Genomic DNA, 17,775 nt, shown 5'->3' with positions numbered 1-17,775 from the left:
CAACCGGGTCAATGCGAATTGATGTTGCTTATCGCTGGTTATTTTGTAATTGCTTGTTTTTATTGAGTATTTGTATCAGCACTGGCTGCCGATCGATCCATGTCGGGGTAGAGGCGGTTCAGCGCCTGGTGCAGGCAGTCACCCAGCTGCAGCTGCAATGCCTGCAGGTAGGCGGCACGCGCCTCATCGCTCAGCGCGTCGCCAGGCGGCAGGCTGCCCAGCGCCTTCCACTGCTGCTGCCATTGCGTGGCGCGCAGCTGCACAGCGGCCTGCACCGCCTCGCTCCACTGCGCCGGTGCGCTGGGGCTGGTGTAGCGCCCGCGCCCCCGGCCAAAGTGCGAGATCACCAGGTACTTGAGCAGCAGCTGGCCGGTCAAGGCGCTGAGGTACTCGGGTGAGAGGTGAAAGCGCTGGGCCTGCTGGTCAAACATCTTGTTGGCGCTCCAGGCGGCGCCGGCAAAGGTGACGGCGCCCACCAAGGCGCCCACCAGCGCACCAGCGCCCAGGGTCATGCCACCGGCGACCATGTCGGCGCCCAAGCCGGTGGCAGCGCCGGCCGTGAGCGCACCCCAAAGGCTGGCTGTCTGCGGGTCCAGCGGTGTGCTGGTTTTGAGGTGGTCCTTGAGCTGTTGCTGGATCTGGCTGGCCGCCTGGCCGTCGAGCTGGTGCAAGGCCAGCAAGGCCTGGGTGCTGGCCAGGTCGGCCTGCTGCAGTGACTGGGTCAGGCGTTGCATCGCAGCGGTCTGCTCGGGGCTCAATTCGGCGCCCTCAGCGCCGCTGCCACGGATGGCCTGGGCGACCGAGCCGCTCACCTTGCTCCAGGCGCGCTGCCAAAGCTTGTTGTCACCGGCCTGCACCGTCTCTTGCGCGGTAGCTGCCAGCAGCAGCTGCTCGGCCAGTGCCTTCAAGCTGGCCGCTTCGCGCTGCTGCTGGCGCGCTGCGCGGGTTTGCAGCAGGCGCTGGTAGGCTGGCTGCTTGGCATCGGGCAGCAGCGGTGCGATGGACTGCATCACCTGCTTCTCATGCCACCAGCTGCGGGTAAAGGCATCGAGCACCTGCACCGAGCGGACGGTGCCGGCAAACTCGGCCGTCGCCGTGCGCCAGCGCTGCAGGTCGGCAGCGGTTTGCGCGGCCGTGGTGTCGCTGCCGATCTGGTTGAGCAGCACCAGCACGGGCTTGTCCATCCACTGCAGGATGCGCATCTCGCTGGCCCAGTAACCGGCGTCGGCCGGGTCTTCGGCGGCATTGACCAGGTAGAGCATCACATCGGCATGGTCGCGCGCGGCCTGCAAGGCGCGCTGGCTCATGTAGAAGGGCTTGTCGCGCCAGCGGTCCCAAACATTTGACAGAAACCAGCCCAACGGGTTGCCCTGCTGCTTCAAGCGGTTGTAGAGCCGCACCGAATCGCCAAAACCCGGCGTGTCCCAAAGCCACAGCTCATCACCCTGGTCCGAGCGCTGCAGCAGGTAGCGCTGCGATTGGCTGGTGACGTGGGCGGCGTCTTGCACTTCGCCAATGTCCTCGGCCACCAGGGTGCGCGCCAAGGTGGTCTTGCCGATGTTGGTGTGCGACAGCAGGCACCAGGCAATCGACTGGTCGCTGGCGCCGATCGCATCGGGTGCCAGGGGCGCGGGGAGTTGGGGATCGTTGGTCATCTCGGTCATCGTGCGGGTCTCGTCAGGCGCCGGTGGTGATCAGCTGGGCGTTAAAGCCATGCTGGTGGGCAAACTCCTGCCAGAGCGCCTCGCGCTCCTGCAGGCGGCGGGGTGCGCCGGCGTTGCGGGCGGCAAAATCGCTGGCCCAGAGCCAGAGCTGGCCGTTGGCACCATGGCGGTTGCGCAGCTGGGTCAGCAGCTCGCCATGCACCTCGGCCTCGGGCGTGGCCGACAGGCTGATGAGCGCAATCGCCTGCGCTGCCGGGTCGATATCAACCGCTGGCAGCGGCGCGCCATAGGCCAGGGTCGGCAGCCAGTCAACATGGGCGCCAGCGCCATAGAGGCCGATGGCATGGTGGTCGATCGCCGCGCGGCGCTCGGGCGTCACATCCATGCTGAAGGGCAGCAGCACCAGGCGTGTGGCCAGGCCGCCAAAGTCGCGCTGCAGGCGGGCAAAGTAGGCCTGGTTCAGCGGCAGCTGCAGGTGCTGGCGGCGCCAGCGCGCGCGCAGCCCCTGCCACAGGGCCAGCAGCAAGCGCGGTACCACCACGGTGGCCGCCAGCAAGGCGGTATAGGCCCAGACCCAGCGCTCGCCGACGCTGGAGGCGGGAGCCGCGATGGCATCGGTGCTTGCAGCGGGGGCCGCTGGCAGGCCGCTGCTCACCCAGCCTTGCAGCGCCTGGATGTCGGCCAGGCTCCAGGGTGCCGTCCACTGCAGCCACTGCGTGGGGGCGAACAGAATATTGAGCCAGTGCTGCACCTGCGCGGCCGACAGAAAGGTGCTCTCCCAGCCGACCTGGTATTCCTTGGTCAAGCCGGTGAGCCAGAGCGAGGCCAGTGCGCCCACGGCCACCAGCGCCGCACCCAGGTGCAGCCACTGCAAGAGCTGGGCATTGCGCACGCCCTCGCTCGCCTGCCACCAGTTGCGCTCAAAGCGCAGCGCCATCCTGCGCAGGCCACTGCCGCGCAGCGCGGGCATGGCCTTGCCGCGCAGGCGGGCCAGCCAGCCGGGGTGCTCGTCGGCCACCGGGGCGCTGGGGGCGGCGCCGGTGGCGGCTTGCTGTGCGGGCTCCCAGGGCGCTACCCGGGCGGGCTTGCGCCGCGCCAGGCCCAGCAGGCTGCGAACCAGCAACACCGCATACATCAGCAGGTTCCACAGCACGATGCCCATCAAGGACAGCGACAGCAGATCGACCCGGTGCGGATCGGTGATGCGGTGGCTGGCAAAGCCCAGGCACAGGGCCAACAGGCCGATGGCCAGCGGCATCCAGCGCGCGAGGCCCGGGGCGTGTTGCCAGAGCTGGCGCACATCGGCAGGCAGCTGGCTGGCCTGGATGATGCGCTTGGCGCGCTGCTGCAGAAACTGGGCAAAGACGGCCTGGCCGGCCTTGCCTCCCAGCGCCGGCTTGCCCAAGGTGTGCAGCACCTCCTGCGTGATGGCCTCGCAGCGCGCAGCGCTGGGCAGGGCCTCATGGGGCGGCGAGGTCTCGATGGCATGGGCCAGGGCGATGTCACGAACGGCGTCAGCTTTCATGGCAGCTATTGTGGCATCGGGAAAACCTGCAAGCTGTAGCCGGGGACGCTGTGGTATCAACCAAGTTTGCCATCCTCATAACGAAGCAGCCAATGACAACAATGATGAACTTTGCGGAGATGCCTGATGCCAACGGTTTCTTTGGTGACTACGGCGGCCAGCTGGTGCCTCCGCATCTGAAGCAGGCCATGGACGACATCGCCGAGGCCTACGAGCAGATCGTGCAGCGCCAGGATTTCCAGGATGAGCTCAAGCACCTGTTCCAGGACTATGTGGGCCGCCCCAGCCCCATCTTCCATGCCAAGCGACTCTCGGAACAGCTGGGTGGCGCGCAGATCCACCTGAAGCGCGAAGACCTGAACCACACGGGCGCGCACAAGATCAACCACTGCCTGGGCGAGGCGCTGCTGGCCAAGTTCATGGGCAAGACCAAGGTGATTGCCGAGACGGGCGCTGGCCAGCATGGCGTGGCCTTGGCGACGGCCTGCGCTTTGGTGGGCATCCCCTGCGAGATCCACATGGGCCAGGTCGATATCGAGAAGGAGCACCCCAACGTCACGAAGATGCGCATCCTGGGTTGCAAGCTGGTGCCGGTGACCTTTGGCCAGGCGACCTTGAAGGAGGCGGTGGACAGCGCGTTTGTGGAATACCTCAAGGACCCGACGAACTACCTCTATGCGATTGGCTCGGTGGTGGGCCCGCATCCGTTTCCAAAGATGGTGCGCGACTTCCAGTCCATCGTGGGGCGCGAGGCGCGCGAGCAGTTCCAGACCCGCCACGGCAAGCTGCCCGACTATGTGGCGGCCTGCGTGGGCGGCGGCTCCAATGCGATGGGCATCTTCAGCGCCTTTTTGCCCGATGCCGCTGTCAAGCTGGTCGGTGTGGAGCCGGCGGGCGAGGGCGTGGACCAGCCGGGCAAGCATGCCGCCACCTTGTCGGTGGGCAAGCCAGGTGCCATCCATGGCATGAAATGCTATGTGCTGGAGAACGCCGATGGCAGCCCTGCCGCCGTGCATTCCATCGCCTCGGGCCTGGACTACCCTGGCGTGGGCCCGCAGCACAGCTACCTCAAGGACCTGGGCCGGGTTGATTACCAGGCTGTGGACGACAAGGCCTGCCTCCACGCCTTCATGACGCTGTCGCGGGTCGAGGGCATCATCCCGGCGCTGGAAAGTGCCCATGCCGTCGCCTGGGCCATGGGCATCGCACCCCAGCTGGACAAGGGGGTGAATATCCTCGTCAACCTCTCGGGCCGGGGCGACAAGGACGCCGATTACGTGGCCAAGAAGCTGGGGCTCTGAGCGAAATGTGAGCTAAAAACCGCCGGAAACGGCCGCCACACAGGGAGCGCATGCTCCCTTTTTTGCGTCTGCACCGTAGCGGGCGAGCCCCCGCGTACTCGGGTAAATACGCTGGAGGTATTTGGATATGTCGATTTAGTATTTGTGAAGTGCATACTCAATGCTTCAGAATGCGGTTTTCGCATTCAACACCATGGAACTTCGCCAGCTTGAGGCCTTCGCGGCCGTGATCTCGACCGGCAGCGTGACGGCCGCCGGCCGCATGCTGGGTCGTTCGCAGCCGGCGATCAGCCGCCTGGTGCAGGAGCTGGAGCAGGAGATTGGCTATGCGCTGTTCAGCCGCAATGGCCCGCGCATTACCCCGAATGAACAAGGCTTTCTGCTGTATGAGGACGTGGCCCATGCGCTGCACAGCCTGCAGCAGATACGCCAGCGCGCCCGCGAGATCGCAGGCGGCAGCCAGCGCCCGCTGAACCTGCTGGCCACGCCGGCGCTGGCCGCCGGCTTGGTGCCTGCAGCGCTGGCGCGGCTAGAAGGCGCGATGGCGCAAAGCATCTCGCACATCCAGCTGCGCAGCGCATCGCCCGAGCAGGTGGCGCAAGGCGTGCTGACGGGTGCCGCCCAGCTGGGCGTGAGCAGCTTGCCGCTAGAACACAGAGGCCTGCAAGTGCATTGGATTGGCCGTGCGCCCTGCGTGGCAGTGCTGCCCGAAGCGGACCCCCTGGCTGCGCTCGATGTGGTGCCGCTGCTGGCGCTGGCTGAGCGCCGCATCATCACCATGGCCAACCCCTACCGCTTGCGCGGCCGCCTCGATGAAGCCTTTGCCGCCGCCCGCCCTGGCGAGCTGCCCGGCCAGACCCAGTTCATGGAAACCAATGCCTCGGTGAACGCGATTGCGGCCGTGCGCGCGGGCCTGGGTGTCTCGGTGCTGGAGCCGGTGACGGCGCTGGGCCTGCCGCTGCAGGGTGTGGTGGTGCGACCGCTCGATACCGAGATCCCCTTTTTGTTTGGTGTGGTCAGCCAGCAGGCCACGCCTTGCACGCCGGCGATGGATGCGCTGTGCCAGGCCTTGACCGAGGTGGCGCAGGCGCTGCTGCCCGGCTTTGTACTGCATGACGCGCGCGCCCACGCCGCGCTGCTGGAAGAAATGCTGCCAGAGGGCCACCGGCCCGCTGCTGGCGCACAAGAACCTTTAGAGAACCACGAATGAACGACGACCGCCAATTGCCGCCCGCTGGGCTGGCTGCACTCGAAGCACGGGTGCGCCAGGACCTGGCCTGGCTGGACCTGCCCGCCAAGGACTGGGTGCCCGAAACCGCGCTCGAGGGCGAGCCGATTCTGCCCGTTGCCATCATCGGTGGCGGCATGTCGGGCCTGGCCGCTTGCGCGGCGCTGCGCTTCATGGGCGTCCCTGCCGAGATTTTTGACCAGTCGCCCGCCGGCTTTGAAGGCCCCTGGGCGACGACGGCGCGCATGGAAACCCTGCGCTCGCCCAAGCAGCTCACCGGCCCGGCGCTGGGCAAACCGGCGCTGACCTTCCGCGCCTGGTTCGAGTCGCAGTTTGGCCTGGAGGCCTGGGAGGCGCTCGACAAGATCCCGCGCCTGCAGTGGATGGACTACCTGCGCTGGTACCGCCAGGTGCTGGCGCTGCCGGTGCACAACGGCCACAAGGTACTGGCCGTGCGCCCGCGCGGCGCCGATGGTGTGGTGCAGCTCGACCTGGAAACCCCCGATGGCGCACGCAAGGTGCTGGCGCGCCATGTGGTGCTGGCCACCGGCCGCGATGGCCTGGGCGGCGCCTATGTGCCCGAGATGGCACGCAGCCTGCCGCGCGACCGCTGGGCGCATTCCTCGGACAGCACCGATTACGCCCAACTGGCTGGCAAGCGCATCGGCGTGGTGGGGGCTGGTGCTTCGGCCATGGACAGCGCCGCCACCGCGCTGGAGAGCGGCGCTGCGAGCGTCGATCTGCTGATCCGCCGCAGCGATATTCCGCGCGTCAACAAGGGCAAGGGCGCCGGCAGCCCGGGCCTGACCCATGGCCATCTGCACCTGCCTGACGACTGGAAGTGGAAGATCCGCCACTACATCAATGTGCAGCAGGTGCCGCCACCCCGGGGCAGCACCTTGCGCGTGTCGCGCCATACCAATGCCCGCTTCAACCTGGGCTGCGCGATCGAGCGCATGGAATGGACCGGCGACGAGATCCGCGTGCACACCTCCAAGGGCGTGTTCCACCTGGACTTTGTCGTGTTCTCCACCGGCTTTCGCATCGACTGGAATGCGCGCAGCGAGTTTGCCCCCTTTGCCGCCCATGTGCGCAACTGGGGTGACCGCTACCGCCACCCCGAGGGCGAGGACGACCAGGAGCTCTCCGACTCGCCCGACCTGGGCCCGGCCTTCGAGCTGCAGCAAAAGATTCCCGGCGCCTGCCCGGGGCTGGAGCGCATCCATGCGTTCTCGTATCCGGCTGCGCTGACGCATGGCACGGTGTCCGGCGATATTCCTGCGATCAGCGTGGGCGCCGAGCGCCTGGCCCAGGGCATCAGCAGTCGCCTGTATGCCGAAGATGTGCAGTGGCATTTCGAGAAGCTGCAGGCCTTCAGCGACCCCGAGGTGTTTGGCGATGAGTGGACGCCGGCCGAGCCGCCCGGCCAGGCCGCTGCGCTGCTGGACAAGGCGGACGCACCATGATCGGCTGGCTGCTGCGCCGCCTTGCGCAGGCCCTGGTGGTGGTGCTGCTGATGACGGTGATCGTCTTCGTGGGCCTGCATGCCATCGGCAACCCGGTCGATATTCTGATCGGCCAGGACGTGGACCAGGTCGAGCGCGCGCGCATCATCGCCCAACTGGGCTTTGACCAGCCGCTGTGGCGCCAGTACCTGGGCTTTGTCGGCGGTGCGCTGCAGGGCAACCTGGGCGTGAGCTTTGTCTACAACGTGCCGGCGATCGAGCTGATTTTGCAGCGCCTGCCGGCGACCCTGGAGCTGGCGATTGCCGCGCTGGTCATCGCCGTGGTGCTGGGCGTGCCGCTGGGCCTGCTGGCCGGCCTCTACCCCGAGAGCTGGTTTTCCAAATCCATCATGGCCGGCAGCATCGTGGGCTTTTCGCTGCCCACCTTCTGGGTGGGTCTGATGCTGATCATGACCTTCAGCGTTTCGCTCGGCATGCTGCCGTCGAGCGGGCGCGGCCAGACCGTGGAGTTCCTGGGCGCGCAGTGGTCGTTTCTGACCACCGATGGCCTGCGCCACATGCTGCTGCCGGCGATCAACCTGTCGCTGTTCAAGATCTCGCTGGTGATCCGCCTGACGCGCGCCGGTGTGCGTGAAGTGCTGCCGCTGGACTATGTGAAATTTGCCCGCGCCAAGGGCCTGTCGCCACTGCGTGTGGTGGGCCTGCATGTGCTGCGCAATACGATGATTCCGCTGGTCACCGTGCTGGGCCTGGAGCTGGGCTCGACCATCGCCTTTGCGGTGGTGACCGAGAGCATCTTCTCCTGGCCGGGCGCCGGCAAGCTGATTCTGGACAGCATCAATGCGCTGGACCGTCCCGTCATCGTCTCCTACCTGGTGGTGGTGGTCTGCCTGTTTGTCACGCTCAATCTGATCGTGGATATCTTGTACAAGGTGCTCGACCCCCGCGTGCGCCTGGAGGGCGCAGCATGAGCGGCACCAACACCCCAGCCAACACCCCCACAGGAACGGCCCCGGCAGCGGCACTGCGCCAGCCTTCGCCCTGGCGCGCGCATGTGGCGGATTTCATGGCCTCGCGCCTGGCGCTGTTCGGCCTCGTCGTCGCCGTGGTGCTGATTCTGGCGGCGCTGGTCGCTCCCTGGATCACGCCGCAGAACCCCTATGACCTGCAGCAGCTCGATGTTCTCGATGCACGCCTGCCGCCAGGCTCGGCCAATGGCATGGACAGCTTCCACTACATGCTGGGCACCGACGGCCAGGGCCGCGATCTGTACTCTGCGATTCTCTATGGCCTGCGCATCAGCCTGCTGGTGGGCGTGGGCTCGGCGCTGATTGCCGGTGTGGTCGGCACCTTGCTGGGCCTGCTGGCCGCCTATGCCGGTGGCAAGACGGACACGATCATCATGCGCGTGGTCGATCTGATCCTGTCCTTCCCCTCGATCCTGGTGGCGATGATGATCCTCGCCTACCTGGGCAAGGGCGTGGGCAATGTGGTGCTGACCCTGGTGATCCTGGAATGGGCCTACTACGCCCGCACCGCGCGCGGCCAGGCCCTGGTCGAGCGCCGGCGCGAGTATGTCGAGGCGGCACGCTGCCTGGACATCCCCAACTGGCGCATCATGGTGCGCCACATCCTGCCCAACTGCCTGCCACCGCTGATCGTGATCGGCACCCTGCAGATCGCCCGCGCCATCACCTTGGAGGCCACCCTGAGCTTTCTGGGCCTGGGCGTGCCGGTGACCGAGCCTTCGCTGGGCCTGCTGATCTCCAATGGCTACCAGTTCATGCTCTCGGGCCAGTACTGGATCAGCTTCTACCCCGGCATTGCGCTCTTGGTCACCATCGTGGCGATCAACCTGGTGGGCGACCGCCTGCGCGATGTCCTGAACCCGAGGAACACCCGATGAGCAGCGTGCCCACCTTGCAGGTGCGCAATCTGCGCACCGAGTTTGCGACCCGCGCCGGCACCCTGCGCGCGGTCAATGATGTGTCCTTCACCCTGGAGCGTGGCCGCATCCTGGGCCTGGTCGGCGAGTCCGGCTCGGGCAAGTCCGTCACCGGTTTTTCCATCATGGGCCTGGTCGATGCACCGGGCCGCGTGACCGGCGGTGAGGTGCTGTTCCAGGGCCGCGACATCACCAAGATCAAACCCCGCGAGCTGCGCCAGCTGCAGGGCAACCGCATCGCGATGATCTTCCAGGACCCGATGATGACGCTCAACCCCGTGTTGCGCGTGGACACGCAGATGATCGAGGCGGTGCGCGCCCACACCTCGGCCAGCAAGGCCCAGGCACGTGAGCGAGCCCGTGAGACCCTGGCGATGATGGGCATTGCCAGCCCCGACGAGCGCCTGCAGGCCTACCCGCACCAGCTGTCGGGCGGCATGCGCCAGCGCGTGGCCATTGCCACCGCCATGCTGCACCGGCCCGATCTGATCATTGCCGACGAGCCCACGACAGCGCTGGATGTGACCATCCAGGCGCAGATCCTGTCCGAGGTGCAGAAGCTGGCACGCCAGCAGGGCACCTCGCTGATCTGGATCACGCACGACCTGTCGGTGGTGGCCGGTCTGGCCGATGAAGTGGCTGTCATGTATGCCGGCCGCATCGTCGAGCAAGGCGGTGTGGATGCCGTGCTGGACAGCCCGCTGCACCCCTATACCGCCGGCCTGATCGGCAGCCTGCCGGCCAACAACCGGCGCGGCAGCCGCCTGCAGCAGATACCGGGTATGACGCCCAATATGCTGCAGCTGCCCCCGGGCTGCGCCTTTGCCGCCCGCTGCGCCCGCGCCACCGCTGCTTGCCAGGCCCAGCCCGAGCAGACCGAGCCGCTGCCCGGCCGCTTGGTGCGCTGCTTTCACCCGGCGCTGACCGCCAGCGCCCCCAGCGCCGTTAGCACCCCTGGTGCCACCGCGCCGCAAGGCCTGGAGGCCCGCGTATGAACGAGATGACGAAACCCCCAGTGGCGGACAGCGCGGCAGACACCCCGGTGGTCGAGCTGCGCCAGGTCAGCAAGCGCTTTGGCGAGCAAAAGCCGGGCATCGGCGGCCGCCTGCTGCAAAAGCTGGGGCTGGAAAAGCCGCACCCCGTTACCCGAGCGGTGGACCAGGTCGATCTGCTGGTGCGCCCCGGTGAGGTGGTGGGCCTGGTCGGCGAATCCGGTTGCGGCAAGTCCACCTTGGGCCGCATGGCGGCCGGGCTGTTGCCCCCGTCGGATGGCGAAGTGCTGTTCTCCGGCAAGGCCATGGCCCGTTTGACGCCGGCCGAGCGCCATGCCGAGCGCCTGCGCATTCAGATGATCTTCCAGGACCCGTACGCCAGCCTGAACCCGCGCCTGCGCGTGGACGAGATCGTGGGCGAAGCGGCCCGCATCCATGGCCTGGTCGACCAGGCCGGTTTTGATGACTATGTGTGTGCCCAGATGGAGCGCGCCGGGCTCGACCCGGCCTTGCGCAGCCGCTACCCGCACCAGTTCAGCGGTGGCCAGCGCCAGCGCATCGGCATTGCCCGCGCACTGGCGGTGCAACCCAGCATGCTGGTTTGCGACGAGGCGGTGGCTGCGCTCGATGTGTCGATCCAGGCGCAGATCCTGAACCTGTTCATGGACCTGCGTGAGCAGCTGCACCTGACCTATCTGTTCATCAGCCATGACCTGGGTGTGGTCGAGCATATCTGCGACCGGGTGGTGGTGATGTACCTGGGACGCGTGATCGAGACTGCGCCGGTGGAGGAGCTGTTTGCCCGGCCCAACCACCCCTACACCCAGGCCTTGCTGGCCGAGGTGCCCAACATGAACGCGCGCCACAAGACCTATTCGGCGATCCAGGGTGAAATCCCCAGCCCGCTCAACCCACCCAGCGGCTGCCACTTTCATCCGCGATGTCCGCGTGCGATGCCGCGTTGCAAGGTGGAGGCGCCCCAGCTCAAGGGCATCGCCATTCAGCACCAAAGCGCCTGCCATTTGAACGACGCCTGAACGCTCACCCGAGCGCCGCCTTTTTCTCCGTATTTGCATGCCCCGTTTTCACAGTTTCACCAGGAGTTCGCCATGAAACGCATCATCGTCTCTTCCCTCACCGCTGCCCTGATGGGCGCTGGCCTGGCTGCCCATGCGCAGACCTTGAACATCGGTTTTGCCGACCCGGTCTCGTCGATGGACCCCCAGCTCAACAACCACGCCGGCGACCGCTCGGTGGACCTGCACTTCTGGGATCTGCTGGTACAGAACAACCACAACAAGCTGCAGCCTGGCCTGGCTGCGAGCTGGAAGAACCTGGACCCCAAGACCTGGGAGTTCAAGCTGCGCACCGATGTGAAGTGGCAAGACGGCAAGGCCTTCAGCGCCGAAGACGTCATTTACTCCTACCAGCGCGCCCGCGCGGTGCCCGGCAGCGTGGCGACTTTTGCCGGCTACCTGCGCACCGTCGAATCGGTGACTGCCAAGGACCCGCACACGCTGATCATCAAAACCACCATCCCCAACCCAGACCTGCCACTGAACCTGGCTTCGGTGCACATCGTCAGCAAGCATGTGGGCGAGAAGTCGGCGACCGAAGACTACAACTCGGGCAAGGCCATGGTCGGCTCGGGCCCCTACAAATGGGTGTCGTACACGCCGGGCGACCGCGTGGTGATGCAGCGCAACGATGGCTACTGGGGTGACAAGGCGATCTGGGACAAGGTCAACTACCGCTACATCAACAACGCCGCATCGCGCACCGCCGCGCTGCTGGCCGGCGATGTGGATGTGATCGACAAGGTCTCGGTCTCCGACCTGGCCCGCCTCAAGAGCGCGCCCAATATCGCCGTCTACCCCTACGACGGCCTGCGCGTGATGCTGCTGCAGCCGAGCTTTAACCCGGCGCCCAATGCCTTTATCACCGACAACGCCGGCAAGCCCTTGCCCAAGAACCCGCTGCTGGACCAGCGCGTGCGTGAGGCGCTGAACCTGGCGATCAACCGCGGCGCCATTGTGGACCGCATCCTGCAGGACGCGGCCACCGAGGCCAACCAGTGGATGCCCAAGAACACCTATGGCTACAACCCCGACATCAAGAACATTCCTTTTGATGCCGCCAAGGCCAAGAAGCTGCTGGCCGATGCCGGCTTCCCCGAAGGCTTCAAGCTGACCATGCATGTGCCCAACGACCGCTACCCACAAGGCCCGGAAACTGCCCAGGTGGTGGCCCAGTTCTGGACCCGCATTGGCGTGAAGACCCAGGTGGAGGTGGTGCCATGGGCCGTGTACTCGGGCCGCGCCAACAAGAACGAATATGCGATGAGCATGCTGGCCTGGGGCAATGGCACCGGTGAGGCCAGCTATGCGCTGGTGAACGTACTGGCCACGGTCGATGCCAAGAAGGGCCTGGGCGCCTCCAACTGGGGCCACTACAGCAATGCAGCGGTGGACAAGGCGCTGACCGAGTCCACCGAAGAGTTCGACATGGCCAAGCGCGAGGGCATCCTGCGCCAGTCGGCCAAGGTGGTGTCCGATGATGTGGGCATCATCCCACTGTTCCACTACCGCAATATCTGGGCCGCGAAGAAGGGCCTGAAGGTCACCCCGTTCAGCAGCGACCGCACCACCGCATCGATGGTCACCAAGGTGGCGCCCTGATGGCCCAGCTGTCCATCACGATTGACCAGGCGGACGCGCTGATCGATGTGGCGCGCCACATCCGTATCGAAGGCGCCCAGCCCGGTGAGGCGGTGGAGATCAGCGCCGAGACCCCGCGCAGCGGCGTGCTGTGGCGCGCGCAGGCGCGTTTCATCGCCGATGCGCAGGGTGCTGTCGATCTGAACCGCGATGCCCCCGTCTCCGGCAGCTATGCCGGTGTCGATGGCATGGGCCTGGTCTGGTCGCAAAGCCCGGTGGCATCCACCAGCCGCGAGCTGTTCAACCAGCCGGTGACCGATGCGTTGGTGACGAGCTTGCAAGCCAGCTCCGGCACTGCGCAGGCGCAGGCCCGCTTCAGCCAGCAGCTCGCAGCCCCCGGCGTCACCCGCCGTGAGGTGCGCGAGGATGGCCTGGTCGGCACCCTGTACCTGCCCGCCGGCGCCGGCCTGCACCCGGCGGTGATGATCGTCAATGGCTCGGGTGGCGGCATCAACGAGCCGCGCGCGGCGCTCTATGCATCGCGCGGCTATGCGGCCTTTGCGCTGGCGTATTTCAAGGCGCCGGGCCTGTCGCCCTACATCTCCAACACCCCGTTGGAGTATTTTGAAAAAGGCCTGCAATGGCTGCGCCGCACGGTGCAACCGGCGCATGACTTTGTCGCGCTCAGCGGCCAGTCGCGCGGCGGTGAGCTGGTGCTGCTGCTGGGGGCTACCTTTGCGCAGCAGGTATCGGCCGTGGTGGGCTATGTGCCCAGCGCCTTCGTACACAGCGGCCAGAACGCCAGCGACCCGCAGGTGGGCCGCGAAGGCCCGACCTGGCTGCTGGACGGCAAGCCGCTCACCCACATCTGGGAGAACAACCGCACGGCCAGCTGGGCCCCGTTTGATGAAGGCCCATCGCCCCATCGCCATGAACGCGCGATGCGCACTGCCTTGCGCGATGCCGACGCCGTGGCGCGTGCGCGCATCCCGGTGGAGCGCATCCAGGGCCCGGTGATGCTGCTGTCGGCGACCGACGATGGCTCCTGGCCGTCTAGCGTGTATTCGCAGATGGTGCGCGACAAGCTGGACGAGGTGCAGCACCCGCACGATGTGCAGTGGCTGGACTTTGAGCGCGCCGGCCACGCCATCCTCTTCCCCTATGTGCCTACCACGCAGCTGGTCTATGCACACCCGGTCTCGGGCAAGGTCAGCACCGGCGGCGGCAATCCGGCCGACAACGCCCATGCCGATGCCGCGTCCTGGCAGGGCGTGCTGCAGTTTCTAGAACGCGCAGTGGCGGCCCAGGCCGGCGCTGCAAAAACATAACCAAGGAGTCTTGCATGTCCACATCCCCCAGCGATGACCTGATCGACCGGCTGGTCGGTCTGGCACCGGGCAGCCGCACCTATGCGGCCCGCCACCAGCGTGAAAAGGTGGTGGCTGCCACCCAGGGCAGCTACCAGGCCCTGTTTGATCCGGCGCTGCCGGGCATCAGCCTGGCCGAGCGCCTGCTGGTCGCGCTCTATGCCTGCCGCCTGACCCCCGCGCCCGAGCTGGTCGCCCACTACCGCGAACGCCTGCAGCAGCTGCCAGTGGATGCCGCGCTGATCGCCGTGGCCGAGACCGGCCAGCCCCAGGATGCGCAAGACCCGCGCCTGGCGGCCATCCTGGCCTTCACCCGCACCCTGATCGAGAACCCGATCGAGGGTGACAAGGCGGCGCTGGACACCCTGCCAGCCGCTGGCATCAGCACCCCGGCTGTCGTGGCGCTGTCGCAGCTGATCGCGTTTCTCTCCTACCAGGTCCGCCTTGTGGCCGGCCTGCAAGCCATGAAAGCATCCGAGGAGGCCACCGCATGAGCACGCCCGCCGCATTCCAACCCGCCCAGGTCATCCGCGCCCACGGCTTTACCAACGAATCGCTGGAGTGGAAGGCCTGGCTGGATGTGGTCCAGCTCGACCAGGCCACGCCCGACCAGATGGCCGTGCTGGAAGAAAGCCACCCCAAGGCCAAGACCTCGGACTACTACCTGTTCCTGGTGCACCAGCCGCTGATCCTGCGCGAGCGCTCCACCGCCTTCAACGCCATCATGTATGCGCCCGGCGGCCTCTCGCGTGCCGAGCGCGAGCTGGGCTCCACGGTGGTTTCGCGCATCAATGGCTGCGTCTACTGCGCCTCGGTGCATGCGCAGCGCTTTGATCAACTGGCCAAGCGCAGCGACACCATCGCCCAGGTCTTCGAGCAGCCCGCCACCGCCGGCACCACCGCGCGTGAAAAGGCCATCGTGCAGTTCTCGATCAAGATCACCGAGCAGCCCGCCGCCATCAACGCCGCCGACATCAACGCGCTCAAGGCCGAAGGCCTGAACGACGGCGAGGTGCTGGATCTGCTGCATTCGGACGCCATCTTTGCCTGGGCCAACCGCCTGATGCTGAACCTGGGCGAACCGCTGATGCCGGAAGCCTGAAGCGGCTTTCTGCGCTGATGTGCCAACCCCATCGCTCTTTGCAGGGCGATGGGGGGTAATCTTTCACAGGCTATGTCTTGTTGCGGTTCAAAAGCTCGCTAATCCCCAATGATGCTAACTGCGTTACCGCAACCTGATTTATCACAGCGACTTTGCGTTGACTCATTCTTGTCGTTGCGCGCGAAATGCAAGAGGACTTGGTCGAACGGAGACAGTCCTCTAGTTCTCCAATTATTTGAGCTGGAATGCCTCACATGCTGAGTAGCCATTTTTGGGGTGTTTAGAGGTACTAATGGCCGGAGCTTCCTTCTGCAGTTTGCAGCGGCATTAGCTGAAGCCCGAAATTCACCTTTTGTCGCTTGACCATCAACAGGTCATTGACAAAGGGACGTCTATTACTAAAGATCACTGATTTCGATAACATCCAATGCCCCGTTATTAATTGCGTGCCTCAGTACACGTGATGGACCACCACGCTCATCGGACGAGTAGATCTCTAAGATTTGTTCAGCCCGACTCGCTCCTAGGTATATCGTCGAGACGAACCTACGGAGAGCGCCTGTTGAATAGGGGCCCTCTTCGACCTCGCCGTCATTCACCTCAATGAGATATACCGTATCGAACTGAATTCCAGCGACGAAGTCCGGCATGCTGAAAACGAAGCGCTTACCGGCGTGCCGCAGGCTTGACAATTGCTCTCTGTCTGAGATTGGCAGAAACCAATCACCATATTGCCCGGCTTCAGAGTATTTTTTGAAGAGTACTTCGCTTGCACACAGCACTGCCACGCGCCGACCCTTTTGCAGCGACTTCGCTCTCTCGCGAGCGCGGGGAAAGACGCAGTTCCAGATGTCAAGCGTGCTTTTCGCTCGGACAAGGATGGGCCGCGAGCCGCTCGGCTTTTTATCCTTCAAGTCGATCGGACGCCAGTCAAATCCAAGCTCTTCAGAAATGCCTGCAGCAGGGAATCCTTGGTCAATCCACTCCAGAACGCGGGCTATCTCCGGCGTGTAACGGAATCCCTCAGTGAGGTCGAATCTCTCGGTCTCGCCCAGTCGCATGTCGCGGGACAGCCCAGCTACTCCCCCTGGGCTATCGTACAGTCCGTTAAAGGTGTCACGAACGCTTTGCTTGCTATCGTAGGCCATGACCACTACCGGCGCCTTGGCGTCTTCACGCATGAGGTGATGCAAAGTCATTCGCTCCTGCCGATTGAACAAATGAAGCTCATCAACGAACACAACGTCAAAACCTTCCCTTTGCCTGATATTGTCCCAGCGATTGCTATCGAGAAATCCCAAATAGTCAGCGATCATCTGATCGGTCCCGAGCACGCCCATTGACTTCAAGATGGCACGGAAACGGTCGTAAATCATAAGGACGACGCGTCGATCCTCAATTTCAGGCAAAGACATCATCCAGGACTTCCGCTTCTCATTGAGGTATCGATCTCGTCGCTCAGCCGACTGCCTCACGCCATCGGCCTCCAGCACGCATGCAATCTCATTCGCAATCTCCCTCGCGAACGTTTGATACGCTGGAGTGTCTCGGATGCTTGACATCCCCCTGCGAAAGTCTTCGCTGCACCGGGATTTTGCAGTCACCCAATCGCTGCGCTGAACGCGTTCAATTTCAGCTTCGATTGTCTCCAATTGCAAGGCTCGACCCTCGAGGCCGTCGGAGGAAAGTGGCTCTAGACCGTCGAGGTCGTATTTCATTGCCTCGTTGGCCAGCTCCTGCAGGGTGCAGATCTTGACAAATGTCGACTTGCCTCTGGACAGGATGCCATCGTGATCCATGGATGCGATCGCTTGGGTGGGCCAACCGCCTGATGCTGAACCTGGGCGAGCCGCTGATGCCTGAGGCCTGAAGCGGCTGTCTGCGCTGAAGCAAGAACCCCCATCGCCTGTTGCCGGGCGATGGGGGTTGTTTTATCTGTGGAGGCTGCCTCTTGTTCAGGTTGCAAAGCCCGTGATGACCCAGCAGCGCCCGCCGGTTCTGCCCAGCCACGGCCACTGGAAACAAGGCTGGGAAGATGTTTGACTGGCTGAAGTCTAAGACTTAAAATATTAAGTCTTAAACGTCATTATTGGACTTAAAGAGAAAAATAATGAACCTTGGACTTTATGCTCCGGCACAAATCGCTGCCGAACTCGCGGGGCGCTTGCGCAAGCATCGCATTGCCCAAGGCTTCACACAAGCCGAGCTCGCTAGCCGAATAGGCGTGTCAAAAGCGACCGTGCTGAACCTGGAGACGGGAAAAAACGTTTCCTTTGAGACGGTCATCGCGGTTGTACAAGTGCTTGGCCTCGCCATACAGTTAGAGGACCTGTTCGTCTACCAACCACGGACGATCGCCGAGCTTGAAAAAGCTGCCGCGCTGCCGCTTCGCGTCCGACATCCGAAAGGATCCAGTGCGCCAAATGGGAATCCCCGAGCGGGCCTATGACTCTTTGTCAAATGGTGGAAAGTCTGAAACAGACTTTCTGCACTGATGTTCGAACCCCCATCGCTCTTTAGAGGGCGGT

Annotated in this window: 15 protein-coding genes; 12 read left to right on the top strand and 3 right to left on the bottom strand. The window is 64.8% G+C overall.

Going from position 1 to position 17,775, the window contains the following annotated elements; all coding sequences use genetic code 11:
* Positions 1-59: 59 nt before the first annotated feature.
* Both HS961_RS01555 and HS961_RS01550 read right to left on the bottom strand, forming a co-directional pair.
* The gene (locus tag HS961_RS01555; protein WP_238347742.1) at positions 60-1,664 is read right to left on the bottom strand and encodes a DUF3482 domain-containing protein; all 1,605 of its coding nucleotides are present in this window, start codon (positions 1,662-1,664) and stop codon (positions 60-62) included.
* 13 nt (positions 1,665-1,677) lie between these two features.
* Positions 1,678-3,189 (bottom strand): DUF2868 domain-containing protein, encoded by a 1,512-nt coding sequence (locus HS961_RS01550; protein ID WP_182326057.1) that lies wholly within the window; start codon positions 3,187-3,189, stop codon positions 1,678-1,680.
* 101 nt (positions 3,190-3,290) lie between these two features.
* Here HS961_RS01550 and trpB point away from each other — a divergent pair, with 101 nt between their 5' ends.
* The 11 genes from trpB to HS961_RS01495 all read left to right on the top strand — a co-directional run bounded on the left by trpB (position 3,291) and on the right by HS961_RS01495 (position 15,247).
* Positions 3,291-4,490: a tryptophan synthase subunit beta gene (gene trpB, locus HS961_RS01545; protein WP_412101620.1), complete on the top strand. Its 1,200-nt coding sequence runs from the start codon at positions 3,291-3,293 to the stop codon at positions 4,488-4,490.
* Between the two features lie 193 nt (positions 4,491-4,683).
* On the top strand, positions 4,684-5,700 hold the full coding sequence (locus HS961_RS01540; protein WP_182326055.1) for a LysR family transcriptional regulator: 1,017 nt from the start codon (positions 4,684-4,686) through the stop codon (positions 5,698-5,700).
* The gene (locus tag HS961_RS01535; protein ID WP_182326054.1) at positions 5,697-7,184 is read left to right on the top strand and encodes a SidA/IucD/PvdA family monooxygenase; all 1,488 of its coding nucleotides are present in this window, start codon (positions 5,697-5,699) and stop codon (positions 7,182-7,184) included. Before HS961_RS01540 ends, HS961_RS01535 begins: the two co-directional genes overlap by 4 nt.
* A complete protein-coding gene (locus HS961_RS01530; RefSeq protein WP_133856796.1) occupies positions 7,181-8,155 on the top strand; it encodes an ABC transporter permease in 975 nt (324 codons plus the stop codon). The genes HS961_RS01535 and HS961_RS01530 overlap by 4 nt, the downstream gene beginning before the upstream one ends.
* Positions 8,152-9,090, top strand: coding sequence for an ABC transporter permease (locus HS961_RS01525; RefSeq protein WP_182326053.1), 939 nt, complete (start codon positions 8,152-8,154; stop codon positions 9,088-9,090). Before HS961_RS01530 ends, HS961_RS01525 begins: the two co-directional genes overlap by 4 nt.
* The gene (locus tag HS961_RS01520; RefSeq protein ID WP_182326052.1) at positions 9,087-10,124 is read left to right on the top strand and encodes an ABC transporter ATP-binding protein; all 1,038 of its coding nucleotides are present in this window, start codon (positions 9,087-9,089) and stop codon (positions 10,122-10,124) included. The genes HS961_RS01525 and HS961_RS01520 overlap by 4 nt, the downstream gene beginning before the upstream one ends.
* The gene (locus tag HS961_RS01515; RefSeq protein WP_182326051.1) at positions 10,121-11,158 is read left to right on the top strand and encodes an ABC transporter ATP-binding protein; all 1,038 of its coding nucleotides are present in this window, start codon (positions 10,121-10,123) and stop codon (positions 11,156-11,158) included. Before HS961_RS01520 ends, HS961_RS01515 begins: the two co-directional genes overlap by 4 nt.
* A gap of 72 nt (positions 11,159-11,230) precedes the next feature.
* Positions 11,231-12,799: an ABC transporter substrate-binding protein gene (locus tag HS961_RS01510; protein WP_182326050.1), complete on the top strand. Its 1,569-nt coding sequence runs from the start codon at positions 11,231-11,233 to the stop codon at positions 12,797-12,799.
* On the top strand, positions 12,799-14,106 hold the full coding sequence (locus HS961_RS01505) for an acyl-CoA thioesterase/bile acid-CoA:amino acid N-acyltransferase family protein (protein WP_182326049.1): 1,308 nt from the start codon (positions 12,799-12,801) through the stop codon (positions 14,104-14,106). The genes HS961_RS01510 and HS961_RS01505 overlap by 1 nt, the downstream gene beginning before the upstream one ends.
* 14 nt (positions 14,107-14,120) lie before the next feature.
* A complete protein-coding gene (locus HS961_RS01500) occupies positions 14,121-14,639 on the top strand; it encodes a CMD domain protein (protein ID WP_182326048.1) in 519 nt (172 codons plus the stop codon).
* Positions 14,636-15,247: a peroxidase-related enzyme gene (locus tag HS961_RS01495; RefSeq protein ID WP_182326047.1), complete on the top strand. Its 612-nt coding sequence runs from the start codon at positions 14,636-14,638 to the stop codon at positions 15,245-15,247. Before HS961_RS01500 ends, HS961_RS01495 begins: the two co-directional genes overlap by 4 nt.
* Before the next feature lie 398 nt (positions 15,248-15,645).
* Here HS961_RS01495 and HS961_RS01490 read toward each other — a convergent pair whose 3' ends face one another.
* A complete protein-coding gene (locus HS961_RS01490) occupies positions 15,646-17,046 on the bottom strand; it encodes a DNA/RNA helicase domain-containing protein (protein ID WP_182326046.1) in 1,401 nt (466 codons plus the stop codon).
* A gap of 311 nt (positions 17,047-17,357) precedes the next feature.
* Between HS961_RS01490 and HS961_RS01485 the strand changes: the two genes are divergently transcribed.
* A complete protein-coding gene (locus HS961_RS01485; RefSeq protein ID WP_182326045.1) occupies positions 17,358-17,696 on the top strand; it encodes a helix-turn-helix transcriptional regulator in 339 nt (112 codons plus the stop codon).
* Positions 17,697-17,775 lie beyond the last annotated feature (79 nt).

It is taken from the genome of Comamonas piscis, from assembly GCF_014109725.1.
Lineage (GTDB): Bacteria > Pseudomonadota > Gammaproteobacteria > Burkholderiales > Burkholderiaceae_C > Comamonas > Comamonas piscis.
Note: the sequence above shows the minus strand (reverse complement) of the source record. Positions and strands in the feature narration are given on the sequence as shown.

Excerpts from the sequence above, each read along its gene's own strand:
- HS961_RS01555 (WP_238347742.1), bottom strand. The coding sequence starts at position 1,664 with ATGACCGAGATGACCAACGATCCCCAACTCCCCGCGCCCCTGGCACCC.
- HS961_RS01550 (WP_182326057.1), bottom strand. The coding sequence starts at position 3,189 with ATGAAAGCTGACGCCGTTCGTGACATCGCCCTGGCCCATGCCATCGAG.
- trpB (WP_412101620.1), top strand. The coding sequence starts at position 3,291 with ATGATGAACTTTGCGGAGATGCCTGATGCCAACGGTTTCTTTGGTGAC.
- HS961_RS01540 (WP_182326055.1), top strand. The coding sequence starts at position 4,684 with ATGGAACTTCGCCAGCTTGAGGCCTTCGCGGCCGTGATCTCGACCGGC.
- HS961_RS01535 (WP_182326054.1), top strand. The coding sequence starts at position 5,697 with ATGAACGACGACCGCCAATTGCCGCCCGCTGGGCTGGCTGCACTCGAA.
- HS961_RS01530 (WP_133856796.1), top strand. The coding sequence starts at position 7,181 with ATGATCGGCTGGCTGCTGCGCCGCCTTGCGCAGGCCCTGGTGGTGGTG.
- HS961_RS01525 (WP_182326053.1), top strand. The coding sequence starts at position 8,152 with ATGAGCGGCACCAACACCCCAGCCAACACCCCCACAGGAACGGCCCCG.
- HS961_RS01520 (WP_182326052.1), top strand. The coding sequence starts at position 9,087 with ATGAGCAGCGTGCCCACCTTGCAGGTGCGCAATCTGCGCACCGAGTTT.
- HS961_RS01515 (WP_182326051.1), top strand. The coding sequence starts at position 10,121 with ATGAACGAGATGACGAAACCCCCAGTGGCGGACAGCGCGGCAGACACC.
- HS961_RS01510 (WP_182326050.1), top strand. The coding sequence starts at position 11,231 with ATGAAACGCATCATCGTCTCTTCCCTCACCGCTGCCCTGATGGGCGCT.
- HS961_RS01505 (WP_182326049.1), top strand. The coding sequence starts at position 12,799 with ATGGCCCAGCTGTCCATCACGATTGACCAGGCGGACGCGCTGATCGAT.
- HS961_RS01500 (WP_182326048.1), top strand. The coding sequence starts at position 14,121 with ATGTCCACATCCCCCAGCGATGACCTGATCGACCGGCTGGTCGGTCTG.
- HS961_RS01495 (WP_182326047.1), top strand. The coding sequence starts at position 14,636 with ATGAGCACGCCCGCCGCATTCCAACCCGCCCAGGTCATCCGCGCCCAC.
- HS961_RS01490 (WP_182326046.1), bottom strand. The coding sequence starts at position 17,046 with ATGGATCACGATGGCATCCTGTCCAGAGGCAAGTCGACATTTGTCAAG.
- HS961_RS01485 (WP_182326045.1), top strand. The coding sequence starts at position 17,358 with ATGAACCTTGGACTTTATGCTCCGGCACAAATCGCTGCCGAACTCGCG.